This is a genomic window from Parafilimonas sp. (assembly GCF_047606085.1).
Classification (GTDB): domain Bacteria; phylum Bacteroidota; class Bacteroidia; order Chitinophagales; family Chitinophagaceae; genus Parafilimonas.
The window spans coordinates 1-13,658 of record NZ_JASGEX010000065.1; the positions used below are offsets into that span (position 1 = coordinate 1).

At 41.7% G+C, this 13,658-nt stretch carries 11 protein-coding genes and 2 tRNA genes; 5 read left to right on the forward strand and 8 right to left on the reverse strand.

Going from position 1 to position 13,658, the window contains the following annotated elements; all coding sequences use genetic code 11:
* The coding region (locus QM629_RS06000; protein WP_415158204.1) for a vitamin K epoxide reductase family protein at positions 1-1,601 on the reverse strand (1,601 nt) is incomplete at its 3' end.
* A gap of 263 nt (positions 1,602-1,864) precedes the next feature.
* On the opposite strand from QM629_RS06000, the gene QM629_RS06005 reads away from it, so the two are divergent.
* Positions 1,865-2,077, forward strand: a complete 213-nt coding sequence (locus QM629_RS06005) for a helix-turn-helix domain-containing protein (protein ID WP_415158206.1) — start codon at positions 1,865-1,867, stop codon at positions 2,075-2,077.
* 150 nt (positions 2,078-2,227) lie between these two features.
* Here the strand turns inward: QM629_RS06005 and QM629_RS06010 are convergent.
* The 4 genes from QM629_RS06010 to QM629_RS06025 all read right to left on the reverse strand — a co-directional run bounded on the left by QM629_RS06010 (position 2,228) and on the right by QM629_RS06025 (position 5,214).
* Positions 2,228-2,301: transfer RNA gene (locus tag QM629_RS06010), tRNA-Ala, on the reverse strand.
* Between the two features lie 235 nt (positions 2,302-2,536).
* Entirely contained in the window at positions 2,537-3,139 is a 603-nt protein-coding gene (locus QM629_RS06015; protein WP_415158208.1) for a YceI family protein, read from the reverse strand.
* 62 nt (positions 3,140-3,201) lie between these two features.
* Positions 3,202-4,569, reverse strand: a complete 1,368-nt coding sequence (locus tag QM629_RS06020; protein WP_415158210.1) for a hypothetical protein — start codon at positions 4,567-4,569, stop codon at positions 3,202-3,204.
* Positions 4,570-4,617: 48 nt separating this feature from the next.
* Positions 4,618-5,214 carry a YceI family protein gene (locus QM629_RS06025; RefSeq protein WP_415158212.1) on the reverse strand — a complete coding sequence of 199 codons (597 nt, stop codon included), beginning with the start codon at positions 5,212-5,214 and terminating at the stop codon, positions 4,618-4,620.
* A gap of 442 nt (positions 5,215-5,656) precedes the next feature.
* Here QM629_RS06025 and QM629_RS06030 point away from each other — a divergent pair, with 442 nt between their 5' ends.
* Positions 5,657-6,292 (forward strand): LysE family translocator, encoded by a 636-nt coding sequence (locus QM629_RS06030; protein ID WP_415158214.1) that lies wholly within the window; start codon positions 5,657-5,659, stop codon positions 6,290-6,292.
* A 250-nt stretch (positions 6,293-6,542) separates the two neighbouring features.
* Here the strand turns inward: QM629_RS06030 and QM629_RS06035 are convergent, their stop codons facing one another.
* From QM629_RS06035 to QM629_RS06045, 3 genes are all read right to left on the reverse strand, one after another.
* Positions 6,543-9,158 carry an MGH1-like glycoside hydrolase domain-containing protein gene (locus QM629_RS06035; protein ID WP_415158216.1) on the reverse strand — a complete coding sequence of 872 codons (2,616 nt, stop codon included), beginning with the start codon at positions 9,156-9,158 and terminating at the stop codon, positions 6,543-6,545.
* A gap of 214 nt (positions 9,159-9,372) precedes the next feature.
* Positions 9,373-10,344 carry an aldo/keto reductase gene (locus QM629_RS06040; protein WP_415158218.1) on the reverse strand — a complete coding sequence of 324 codons (972 nt, stop codon included), beginning with the start codon at positions 10,342-10,344 and terminating at the stop codon, positions 9,373-9,375.
* A gap of 48 nt (positions 10,345-10,392) precedes the next feature.
* A complete protein-coding gene (locus QM629_RS06045; protein WP_415158220.1) occupies positions 10,393-10,869 on the reverse strand; it encodes an META domain-containing protein in 477 nt (158 codons plus the stop codon).
* A gap of 296 nt (positions 10,870-11,165) precedes the next feature.
* On the opposite strand from QM629_RS06045, the gene QM629_RS06050 reads away from it, so the two are divergent.
* From QM629_RS06050 to QM629_RS06060, 3 genes are all read left to right on the forward strand, one after another.
* Complete coding sequence (locus QM629_RS06050) at positions 11,166-11,939, forward strand: outer membrane beta-barrel protein (protein ID WP_415158222.1); 774 nt, start codon at positions 11,166-11,168, stop codon at positions 11,937-11,939.
* 51 nt (positions 11,940-11,990) lie between these two features.
* Positions 11,991-13,181 carry a GTPase HflX gene (gene hflX / locus QM629_RS06055; protein WP_415158224.1) on the forward strand — a complete coding sequence of 397 codons (1,191 nt, stop codon included), beginning with the start codon at positions 11,991-11,993 and terminating at the stop codon, positions 13,179-13,181.
* Positions 13,182-13,253: 72 nt separating this feature from the next.
* A tRNA-Asn gene (locus tag QM629_RS06060) sits at positions 13,254-13,327 on the forward strand.
* Positions 13,328-13,658: the final 331 nt, after the last annotated feature.

Consider the following 13,658-nt stretch of genomic DNA (forward strand, 5'->3'; position numbering starts at 1 on the left):
CCCTTCGGGGAGGGAACTGATACAAAAAATGTTGGCGTAAAGCTTATATCAACTTTATCGCACCATTCTTTCATTTTTTGTATTTTACGGTTCTGCATCTTTAATTCACCGTTCCCGCCAGGACCATTCTGTGGGGCAGGCATTGGATATTTGGCAGCGAACACATCATAATCTTTTTTATCTGCCAGGTACCAGTCATCCAACGCCTGCTTTGTAATTGTTTCATTATTGTTTGCTGCAATTGCTAATAAATGTTTTGCCGGCAACGCTCTCGTATCATGTTCATCATTCGTTGCCGTAAATATTATCTGCACTTTAAGGTTATTATTTTCTTCCAGCAGCTTTTCAATTTCAGGATGCGCTTTGGCGCAAGGCCCGCAATAAGGGTTGCATACTTTTATCAATGTGTTAGTAGCATTTTTATTTCCTAAAATAATTCCTAACTCATCTGTGGGTTCAGTTAAATGCTTTTGCTTTTCAAGCAGCGCATTAAAAATTTCCGTATTGAATTTTATTCTCTGCAAAGCATGAAAATCCTGTTTCGCCTTTTGCTTTACCTGTAATAATGGTTTTATGATAAACCAGGCTATTGCCGGCAGAACGAAGGCCGTTGAAATAGTTGATAAAGTTGCCAGGTTGAGGGGTTGATAAGGGCTGATAGCTGAAGACTGATAGCTGACAACCACTACAAACTGCAGCAGCAATATGGCTTGCACCGTAAGGCATAAAGGGCACCATTGCCTAACCACTTTCCATTGATAGAATAAAGAAAACGGTACATATACAATAGCCGCAAGGTTAAACAACTCAATAAAGGGCAGCAATGCCGGGTTATTTGTAAAGCCTGTTAGCAAAAGCAGCAAATACAAACCGGCAAAATAAATAAACCCCAGTTCGCTCCAGCTTAGCCCGGCAATTTTTGCCGCTCTGGAATGTAAAACAGCATTGCAGTTTGTTTTGGGCCCGGTGCATATTTTCTGCAAGGCAGGGTTGGTTTTATCAGTTTCATACCATAATAGAATTACAGAAGTTATAAGGCCGGCAAAATTTAAAATGCTTAAAAAAGGGAATAGTAAATAATGTTGCAGGTTATTATTAATGAATAAAAAAACAGATACAAATAACAATGCCACAACAGCCACAAAACAAAACAAAGCCCCTGCCTGTTTTTTAAATTGCGCTTTCTTTGATTGCCTGTAATTTTTTTCACCGGCATTTTCTCCTGCCTGTGCCAGCAGCGCCACCCCGCCAAATTCTTTTGTAAACTGCGGTAATTCTTTTGCCGTCGTTTTATTTGTTCCGGTTAAATAAAAAACCTTACCATCTTTAACTGCTGTAATTAAAACAAAAGCCGGGTTGCTTTTTATAAATGCAATAAACGGCAAAGGCAATCCACCCAGTTTGTCGTTTTCAATGCTCACGGCGGCGTTTTCAACATGCCAGGTGTTTAATGCATCGCTGATGCTTAAAAGGCTGGGATAATCGGGATGGTTTAAAATGGTTTCATTTACCGTTGCCGCTGTAACTTTTACCTGCAGTTGACTAAGTAACTGGATAGTTACTGTAACAGGTGGTTCATATTGATTAAAAATGGCAAACATACAAGCTGTTTTAAAGCCGTATTTACACTGGGTGGAATCAGAAAATAAAATTAGGCGGCCTTTTTAAGGCAACCAAATTTTAAGGGCGCCCACATTTCAAGTGGCACTTGAAATATACCATTTTTTTATCTGGTAAAAATTCCTTTTATTTCCCGCTCCAAAAATTGTCTTAGCGAACAATCTGAATTTTTTTTGGAAGAGCGGTGAAAAAACGCTTAATTTTATTGAGCCTTTTTATTGCCCGGACAAAACAACCAAACCTTATGCACGTAGGAAAAGCCATCAGGGCCATACGCCTTGCCAAAAACCTTTGCCAGGAAGCAGTTGCAGCAGCAACGGGCATTTCAGGTACTGCCCTAAGCAATATAGAAACAGAAAAAACAACTGAAGTTACCGTTCCCCGGCTTGAAAAAATTGCAGTGGCATTGGGAACAACTGTTGAAGTAATAATTCACCTGGCTGAAAATATAAGCTGATGCGCGGCGCGCTTACGGAGGAGATTAGGCTTTCCTGAATTGTTGTAACGAAATAAGCGATGCTTCAGGTTTTCCGTTTGCCCAATATACTATTTATCGGCAAACGCCGGGCATAGGATGTAAACATGCAAGGCGTATGGGCAGGGTTTGTGGAGAATACCGGGCTCGAACCAGTGACCTCTTGCATGCCATGCAAACGCTCCAGCCAACTGAGCTAATTCCCCTTTTTTAAAGAAGTAAAAGAAAAGTTTGGTTATTGGCTACAGGTTGTACTTCGTAAAGCAAGTAACTCCTCTAATTTCAAACCGGTGCATAAGAGATGGATAGCAGAGCGAACATTTTCCTGGTTCGATAACGAACGCAGATTATGCCGAAATTATGAACTGCTTATGGAAGCATCAGAAGAAATGGTCAACTTATCCCTATAAAACTTTTATTGAATAATTTTTAAACAGGCTCTCAGTCTTCAGCCATGCTGAAATTTATTTGAAACATTACTTCCAGCTTGTCGTCAGCCTTAATCATTCCGCCTAATTTTCTTGGAGGCGTAAGCTTAAAGTCAGAAAAATGTATGCTTTGAACGCCTGTCATGTGAATTACCCTGCCGGCATCCATTGATATCTTGTAATTGACCTCAAACTTCCGGGTAACGCCGGCCAGTTCAATGGTTACAATGCCGTTTATTGATTCCTGTTCAGGCTTGAGGGCAGGATATTTATTGAGGGAAATAAAGTTAATATTAAGCGTGGCAAATTCTTTTGCTTTTAATGTTTTGCGAAGCTCGCTTGTCATCATGGCATTCATGCAATCAAAACTGGTAACAGGTATGGCCAGCTTTCCATGCAATGCGGTAACATTACCATTTTTATAGCAGGTAATTGTATCAAGGCTGAAATAACCATTTACCAGGCAACTGAATTTATTTACGTTGGTACTGCCATTTACCCTTACCGAAGCATTGTTTAAAACAATCCATTTTGTTTTAAGAACCGGTTGTGCGAAGCCGCTTGCCATCAGCATTATGCCAACTATAAATGATGCCAGTGCTTTATTCTTCATCATGAAGCTTTATATTAAAAAGCCGGGAGGTTTACTTCCCGGCTATGATAAAATAGCAGCAAATATTAAAAGCCAACCACAGCTTCAATCACGTAACCGTTAAATTTAGCGCCGTTGCGGTAATCGGTATCAGGAAAATTTTTGTAATGCTGGTTTACCACTTCGCCTTTCAGCAACAAATTTTTTGTTACAAACCAGCCTGCAGCAAAGGCAACCCTGTTTACGTTAACTTCATCGGTAAAGCCTGACAGTTCCGCTTTCACTTCGTTGTAGCGTATGCCCACATATACATTTTCAGCGCTTCCAAACCGGTAAACCCCTTCCACACCATATTGGCTGGCCGTTCTGTTTTCGGTTTCGGTTTTTGTTCTGCCTTTTGCATTCTCATACGTGCCGAAAAATTCAAAACCGCCTGCTTTCAGAAAACCATTTAGCATAAAGGCATCTATCTTTTTGGTAAAGCCGGGGTTTAAACGGCCCGAGAAAGCAATATCGTCACTTGACTGTGCTGCACCGTCTGAAACCCATTTTTCTACAACATTCTGATAGTTTGAGCCGGTACGGTCGCCACCATACAGGGTAAGGCCGCTTCTGGGCGAACTGGAGTTATGATAATAGCTGCCTGACACACGCACCCTTACTTTTTCTGTAAGCTGCCTGTCAATGCCAGCTTTTAAATAAACAGATGGATCAGTATGTGTATTTGCATCAACGGTGCTTGCCTGGGCAGAGTCAACATTACCTTTTATCATGCCATTACTAACGCCAACCATACCAAACAAGCCGTTTTTCTGAACATATACTTCACCTCCTATTTCAGTAGCAAAAGCGTCCATTATATAGCTTTCCATGAATGGATTGTATAATGCCTGCCCTCCATCTGACCTGCGGAAATGTGCATCCCCATAGTTTATTTCCATGTGCCCTACCTTAATGGTAGTTATTTTCATGAGGTTAGTCCAGAATTCTCCTTTAAAGGGCAGCTTGTCAAACTGAATGTATCCGCCTTTTACCCAGGTTTCGTTGTGGTGGCGTGCGGAAAGATAGCTGGTAACATTTAACCGTATGCCATCAGCCAACTGAATATCCACGTACAGATTAGCCATAGCTGTCATAAAGCCGGGGGAAAGCGGGTATAATTTATTGGCTTCTGCAGTAGCCACCGTGTTGCCACCATTGTTAAGTGCCGTATTTTCTGCTTCCAGGTTTTGAAACTGTTGCGTAAACCCTGCGCCCAGGCGCACACGGGGCCCTGTATAAGGAATGGAGTCAGGCGTTTTGGTTGTTTCAAAAACATTTATGCCTCTCTGGTCGTATGGTCTCCAGTAAGAAGGCCTGCCATAATATTCGTCAAACTGCGCATGGGCCATAAACGGGGCAACAGCTAATATTATGATCAGTAAATTGCTGTGCGGGGAGATATGCCTTTTCATTTTATTGGTTTTAAGTTATTAATATGTAATCGTTATTTACGTGAGCAATCAGCTCCTGATGATAAGTTCATAAGTAATGGTTACCTGATCGCCTGTTTTAATGGTGCCCATCATAACAGTAGGAGGGGTTACGCCATACTCCGACATTTTTATTGTTTTGCTGCCTTTGCAGGTAAAGCTTTTAGAAGCCGGGTTATACACAAGCGTAGCATTTATATCCGTTTGTTTTGTAGTACCGGCTAAGGTTAAACTGCCTGTTGCTTTTAACTGGTAGGTATTTGAACCGGATGATACGGCTGTGGCAGAAGAAAGAACAAAGCTGATAGCAGGATATTTATCTGCATTCAACGCCTTGTATGTATTCTTATCCATCAGGGTATGTTCGCTTTTAAGGCCTTTTGCAGGCGTGCTGAAACGCAGGGCAGCAATGTCTATTTTATTGTCCTTTACAGCAATAGACGCAGTGCACTGGCCCTGGCTCGATTTTTCTTCCCAATCGTGCAGGGTAGAGGTTCCGGTTATTGATATGTTAACTGACTGCGCGGTAAATTTTTCCTGTGCTGAAACAATTAAAGGAAAGAGGAGGAATGCGCCGGCCAAAACTGTTATGAGGAGGCTTTTTAAAGCCGGTAAATACTTATTCATATAAAAAATTTTGATTAAAAGATTTTTCCGATGTACCGTGTTACATAATTATATAATGCGGTAAAACTATTTGTGGAGAAACGAAATGTTAATGACAGGGGTCATTCCAAAAGATGATTGTCGTGCTTATTATTTATATGCTTTTTACAGCAATGCAGCACATAGAAAATTGTTATAAGCAGTAAAACATGACCGTAATTAGATATTCTGCCAAAGGCCCTCATGTTGCACAGGGTAAAGGCAACGGGCTGTTAAGAAGTTTGTTGGTTTAGTGCAAGTATCAGCAGCAGTCCCGGCATTACGAATAATATTCGGCTGTATAACTTATCATCAGCTTGTATATCTTTGTTTAGCTTCGGTTGCCGGCTGACGTTTTTCAAATGCCCTGCCGAACGCAAAGCTGCTAAACGTTAGCTATAATGCTTTCCAAGACAAAACGCTTATGAACGGAATTATACATTTTGAAACCTTTCTAATAACAGGAATTCTTTTAAATCTCACACCAGGAAATGACACAATATTTATATTGACAAAAAGTATTGCTCAAGGTAAAAAGGCAGGGATGATTTCAGCTTTAGGAATTAGCTCTGGAAGTATTGTTCATACTATTTTAGCAGCACTCGGATTATCAATAATTATGGCTAAATCAATTATTGTATTTAATATCACTAAGTGTATTGGTGCCGCTTATTTAATGTATGTTGGTTACAAAATGCTAACAGACAAATCAAAGTTACAGACTGATAATATTTCGAAATCTGGCAATGTTAATTATTGGAAAATTTATAGAGATGCAATGCTAACAAATATTCTAAATCCCAAAGTTGCATTGTTTTTTATTGCATTTTTACCTCAGTTTATAAATCCAAGCCAACAAAATACAGTCTTTCCATTTTTATTACTTGGAGCAACATTCATAATAACTGGAACAATTTGGTGTTTTGTTTTAGCGATTTTTTCCTCAGCCATTTTTTCAAAATTAAAGAGTAATAAAAAAGTTTCATATTATATCAATAAAGTTTGTGGAATTGCTTTGGTTGGACTCGGAATAAAAGTAGCTTTAAGTGAACGAAAATAAAAAGCACTACAGCTAATAACTAAGCTTTCGTTTCGTCCGAAGGACGGGAAATGCTCCGCCGCGGCGGAGCACGAAACCTGCGGTTGCCGCTCTTGCATTCTTCTACCGGTTTGTATCCTCGCAAACCGGCATTACAATACAACATTTTTCGTTTGATGCAGATACCAACTGATAGGGGAAAAAAGTGGCTGTTTTTAAATTTATCTAACGCTGCTTCACAATGAAGCAACGCATTTATATTGACATATCATCAATCCTCGTCCATCTCAAGCAAAAGGTTTATCACGAGCGCTGTCCAGCCGGTTTGATGTGAAGCGCCCAAACCCTGGCCCGTATCGCCATGAAAGAATTCATAAAAAAAATGATGCTCTTTAAAATACTCCTTCGACCAGCAGGATTGGTTGGCCGGGTGGTATTGAAACATGCCGGCATTGTTCCGTTCAAATATTTTCAGTATCCTTTTGGTAAGCTGGTTGGCGATTTGTTTAAGGTTTAATTTATTGCCGGAACCAGCAGGAAACTCAAACTTGTATTTATCGCCGTAATATTCATAATACTTTCGCAGCGAATGAATGATGAGGTAATTCAATGGCAGCCAGATAGGCCCGCGCCAGTTGGAGTTGCCGCCAAACATATCGCTGCTGCTTTCGCCCGGCTCATATTGAATAACATAATTGTTGCCATTGTAATCAAAAATATATGGGTTTTCCTGGTAGCATTTTGAAAGCGAACGAATGCCATAGCCTGATAAAAATTCCGCTTCATCCAGCAATCTTTTTAAGAGATGTTCAAGCCGGTCATCTATCATTATCGCAAACAAATAATTGCCGTCTTCATTCTTTTTATCAATGTTAGAAATGATGCGGGTAAGATCAGGCCGCGTAAGCTTGATGGTTTGCAGCCTGTTATTGAACTCCCGCAGGTTTTTAAACACATCAGCATGAATTATTTCAACCGCAAATAACGGGATAATGCCCACCAGCGAACGGATTTTCAGCCGCTGGCTCGATCCGTTGCCAAATTGTATGGCATCATAATAAAACGCATCTTCTTCATCCCAAAGTGAAATATCGCGGCGGCCAATGTGGTGCATGGCCCAGCCGATATTTAAAAAATGGCGGAAAAATTTGGCCGCCGATTCTTCATAAGCCTTATTGTGCTGCGCCAGTTCAAGCGACATGCGGAGCATATTCAGCGCATACATGGCCATCCAGCTCGTGGCATCAGCCTGCTGCAGCTTGGTAATGCCGGGCGGCATATAATTGCGGTCGAACACACCTATGTTATCAAGCCCGAGGAAACCGCCTTCAAAAATATCCGTGCCATTGGCATCTTTCTGGTTTACCCACCAGGTAAAATTCATCAGCAGTTTCTGGAAAGCGCGTTCCAGGAAATCCCAGTCGGGATTACCGCTTTTTTTCTTATCCGTTTCATACACATGCCAAACTGCCCAGGCATGCACCGGCGGGTTTACGTCGCTGAAATTCCATTCATACGCCGGAATTTGCCCGTTTGGGTGCATGTAATATTCCCGCAGTATAAGCTGCAACTGGTGCTTGGCAAAACCCGGGTCAATATGCACAAAAGTGGCAGCATGAAAAGCCAGGTCCCAGGCAGCAAACCAGGGATATTCCCATTTATCGGGCATGGAAATTATGTTGCGGCAGGTAAGGTGCTGCCAGTCGTAATTGCGGCGGTAATGACGGTAGGGCGGGTTATCGCCCGGCTCACCAAACAGCCATTTGAAAACATCGAGGTAATAAAACTGTTTCGTCCACATTAAACCGGCTGCAGCGCTGCGCAACAATTTTTTGTCGGCTGATGAGAATTTACGTGGCTCAAGCTGGCGGTAATATTCATCGGTTTCTGCTTTGCGGGTCATGAACACCCGGTCAAACCCTTCAAACGGATCGTTATGCGCTGTTTTACTTAACCTTACCCTGAAGGTTTTTGAGGCGCCGGGCTTTATTTTTTCTTTCAGCCAAACTGCACCAATGGTACCATGCTTTTCCGCGCTGATGGTTTTTGATTTATGGATAACATAATTATTGATGCCATCTTTTACGCAGGAAAACTCGTTCGGCCGGTTATACATGCGCTCATTATTGGTTTCGTTATCGCAGAATAATTGTTCGCCGGGCTCGTGGTAGAAATAAAATTCGCCATTGCGCGAAGAACTGGTTTGTATGCAGTTCTCAGCCGCCGAGAACATTTCCGGCTTGGTAAACCGCGGGTTATGCCGCCAGAAATTGCGGAACCAAATATGTGGCAGCACATGAACAGCGGCTTCTTCAGGGCCGCGGTTGTGTACCGTAATTTTCATAAGGATATCATTCATATCGGCCTTGGCATATTCGATATAGCAATCGAAATAGCGGTTGTCATCGAAAATGCCGGTATCGGTTATTTCAAATTCCGGGCTCAGGCGGCTGCGCTTGTTCTGTTCCAGTAATTCATTATAGGGAAAAGCCGCCTGCGGATATTTATATAGGAATTTACAATATGAATGGGTGGGCGAAGAATCAAGATGGAAGTACAGCTCTTTTACATCTTCCCCATGGTTGCCTTCGTTATTGGTGAGGCCAAAAAGCCTTGATTTTAAAATAGGGTCTTTTTCATTCCAGAACACGGGGGCAATACATAAAACCTGCTCCGTATCGCAAAAGCCGGCAATGGCATCTTCGCCCCAGCGATAGGCATAACTTCTTGCCAAATCGTGGTTTATGTAATTCCAGGCATCGCCTGCCGGACTAAAATCTTCACGAACGGTTCCCCACTGCCTGTCAGAAATATACGGCCCCCATTTTTTCCAGTTTTTGTTATTGGCAGAATGCAGCAGCCTGGTATATTCAATACAATCTATCAAGTTATAAAAGTTTTTTACTATTTATTTTCTGGTCAATTCTATCTGATTTCCGGAGTTTTAAAAGTAAAAATTTAGAATTTATTCAAAGAAAGTATTTGGATGTATTTCAAATTTTTGCTCTTTCCTAATTTTCGGCCGGCAGGTTTTACATACCACGCAATAAAAAAGCAATGGATAAATTTCATTGCTTTTTAAATTTTGCTGTCCGGTATTTTTACTGTGACCATTTTGTCGGTTCCCTGTCCCAGCGATGGTTTTTCAATTCCTGCAATAAATTTCCAGGCAAACCTTTGCCATCGCTTGCCTGCATATTCGCCATTACATTTTTTATTTTCCGCATGCCGGGAATGGTTGTAGATACATCGGGATTGCTAAGAATAAACCGTAAAGCCATTTCGGGCATTGTCATTCCCTCCGGGATTAATGGTTTTAGCGCTTCTGCGTGATCAACGCTTGTGTTCAGGTTCTCGGGAACAAAATAGGTAGAGCGCCAGTCTTCTTTTGGAAAAACGGTTTCTTTGGTTAGCGTGCCAGTTAATGTGCCTTCATCAAACGGCACGCGGGCAATTACGCCTATATTTAATTCGCGGCAAAGCGGGAACAAATTGTCTTCGGGCGCCTGATCGAATATATTATAAATTACCTGCACCGCATCAATTAAACCGGTTTGCAAAGTTTGCAGGCTGTTATCGGGTTCCCAGCGGTTTATGCTGATGCCCCAGGCTTTTACTTTTCCCTGCTGCGTTAATTTAGTGATGGCTTCTTTCCATTCATCTTCATGGGCCCAGCCATCTTCCCACACATGAAACTGTTGCAGGTCAATTGTTTCAATGCCCAGGTTTTTCAGGCTTTTCTCCGTGTATTCAATTATATATTCAGCAGGAAAAACATCCTTTAGTTTAAAACTCCTTTGAGAAGGCCATTTGCGGTTTTTGGGCGGGATTTTGGTGGCCACATACAATTTTTTCCCGGCATGCCTTTTTAAAACCCCATTTAATATATGTTCGCTTAAGCCTTCGCCGTAAGCCCAGGCTGTATCAAAAAAATTACAACCCAGTTCCACCGATTTATCAAGGGCGCGGTTTACTTCTTCGCTCTCAGAGCCTGTCCAGCCTGCCATTCCCCACATACCATATCCTATTTCACTAACCGGCCAGCCGGTGCGTCCGAATTTTCTGTATTGCATTGTATTATTTTAATGAAGGCTTAAAGGTAAAATCTAAGCCAATGCAAACTAAATTTCTTTGCCCTGGTTTTTATCAACATGCCGTGCCCATTTTGATAAGACGGTTGCATTGTACATTAATTGCAATACGCCGTCTTTAATTTCATAACGGTTTGTTTTCAGCAGGTTATCAATAAAGGCATTCTCATTATAACCCGGGCAGGCTTTTTTTGTAGAAATTAAGTTCTCATTAAACTGCAATGCGTTCTGCTGCAGAAAAAAGCCGCCGCTTATATCATTGCAGCCGGTATTGCCCGTAAACGTATTAGCCTTAAGGTTAAAAACAAGAAAAGGAATTTTTCCGGCTGCCGTGTCTGAGCTCAAAACAGGCATCAACTCCCATTTTCCATTAAGGGTGGCTGTATCATATTCATGAAATACCGTTCCGGCTTTTGCGCCATATTTTTTTGCCTGCAGGTTGCTATATGCATTTACCTGCACAGTTACTGCCATTAAAAGCAGGCCTGCAAAAAATAGATTTTTCATGCGGTTCATAAATCAATTTTTAAGCCATGCTGAACTCATTGCTTGCACCAATAACATTAAAAAGAGAAATTAAACCTGCTGTTTACCAGAATAAAAATCATATAATTATGCAGCGGTATATGCAATAGCCCGGGCGCCTTAATCGGATGCAGACCGCTATTTATTTTGCGTTATTTTAACCGACTGTGTAGATTGAATTCATTTATTTTTGTCCGCATTCTTAAAAATTAACAAAGCATACAGCGGGAAATAACTGATTTAACCAGGATTTCTGCAACCAGCAAATTCAAATTATTATGAACCAGACGAAAAAGTTTTTCCTGCTATTTCTTTCGGTAGCTGCTTTTGTTATGGCCAAAGCACAGGTAGATACCTCCTTATCTAATGTTATGCCTGCCCCGGCTGCCAAGAAAAAGAACTGGTCTAAGCTTGACCTGAGCACCCGGGCAAATGACCATTTTATGGTTCAGTTTGGGTATGATATGTGGCCGGAAGTGCCGGACAGCATTAACACCACGGGTTTTTCAAGGCATTTTAATATTTATATTATGCTGGACAAGCCCTTTCAAAATAGCCCGCACCTGAGTGCCGGCTTAGGCATTGGGGTGGGAACAAGCAATATATTTTTTTCAGGCACGTATGTAAATCTCAAATCTACCGGCAGCACCCTGCCTTTTGATGATGTGTCTGAGAGCTATCATTTTAAGAAGTTCAAACTATCTACCGGTTATGTTGAAGTGCCGGTTGAGCTAAGGTATTCAGCCAAGCCCGCACAGCCTGATAAAGGGTTTAAAATGGCATTCGGCATAAAGGGCGGCCTGCTGCTGACCGCCCATACAAAGGGAAAGAATTATGTGGATGGCGATGGCACCTCCATTTATAGCAAAAATTATATCCAGAAAGAATCTGACAGGCATTTTATTAACAGCACCCGTTTTGCTGCAACCGGCCGTATCGGCTTTGGCCATGTTTCTATTGACGGCTCTTACCAGATAACCAGCTTTTTAAAAGCCGGCGCCGGACCCGCAATTCACCCGGTTTCCATTGGCCTTACTTTAAGCGGCCTGTAATTTGCATAACTTGCCGGCCTATGTTTAATTTTCAAAAAATCAGTTAAGCATTTGATTGATATTAAGCAACAGGTAAAAGCTGAGGAGCGGGCAGTGCTCGTTGGCGTGGTGCAAAAGGGCCAGGATGAACGCGAAGTGCATGAAAACCTCGATGAATTGGCCTTTCTTGCGGAAACCGCCGGCGCTGTCGCCATTAAAACATTTACCCAAAAATTACCCCAGCCTGACAGCAAGACTTTTATAGGGAAAGGAAAACTGGAAGAAGTGGCGGCCTATCTTAAAACCCATCCTGCAGACATTGTTATTTTTGATGATGAATTAAGCGGCTCGCAAATCACCAATATAGAAAAAGCTACTGGTGTAAAAGCCATTGACCGCAGCGATCTTATCCTCGACATTTTTGCAAGGCGCGCCAAAACCTCGCGTGCCAGGGCGCAGGTTGAGCTGGCGCAATATCAATATATTCTGCCGCGTTTGCGCGGTATGTGGAAACATCTTGAACGCCTTGGCGGCGGCATAGGCACGAGAGGGCCGGGTGAAACGGAAATTGAAACAGACCGCCGTATTGTGCGGGATAAAATTTCGCTGCTGCGTAAACGGCTGCAGGAAATAGATAAACAGGCGTTTACCCAACGTAAAGAGCGTGGCGAATTTATAAGGGTTTCATTGGTGGGCTATACCAATGTTGGCAAAAGCACCATTATGAATTTGCTGAGCAAGAGCGATGTTTTTGCGGAAAATAAATTATTCGCTACGCTCGATACCACCACCCGCAAAGTTGTTTTTGAGCATACGCCCTTTCTTTTGAGCGATACAGTTGGGTTTATAAGAAAACTGCCACACCATTTAATTGAAAGCTTCAAAAGCACGCTTGATGAAGTGCGGGAAGCCGACCTGCTGCTGCATGTGGTTGATATTTCGCATCCGAAATACGAAGAGCAGATGGAGACTGTAAATAAAACATTGCAGGAGCTCGGCGCAGTTGACAAGCCTGTTATAACTGTTTTTAACAAAACAGATGCTTACGAAGCACTGAATTTTGATGAATGGCTCGATGCCGGTACCAAACAGGAAATTTTGCACCAGCTTGAAGAAAGATGGCAGAAAGCAACCGGCAATAAAACTGTTTTTATTTCGGCAGCAGAAAAAAGAAATATGGATAAATTACGCGCCATTGTACTGGAAAATGTGCGGGGGTTATACAGGCAACGTTATCCATATAAAACGGAATATTTCTTTTAACGGGATTTTTGAAAAATGAATTGGTGAAAATATAAAAACTGCTATTTTTGCAACCCCTAAACAGAAAAATATTCCTGAATAGCTCAGCTGGTTAGAGCATCTGACTGTTAATCAGAGGGTCGCTGGTTCAAGTCCAGCTTCAGGAGCAATAAAAATGAAAGAGTTACGACAATCGTAGCTCTTTCATTTTTATGGTTTCGATACATTGCCGCCACAAAGCAATAAATATACGCTTATCGAAGCTTGGAATAAGCTTTTATAATAAAGAGTGTAAACAGTTGGCTGTATCTATTAAGCCATTTTTTCTCAAGAGGTCTAAAGCCTGGTATTCATCCAAATCAGGATTTTTCTTATAGGTATAGGCGTTTAGGTCGCAGGATTATTTCGAATCAGTTACCTTAGCTTGATGGAAAGCAAAAGGACTAAATTTGTCGGTGTGAATTCTATTAAATTCAATCGGCAATTCAAGAATGATGA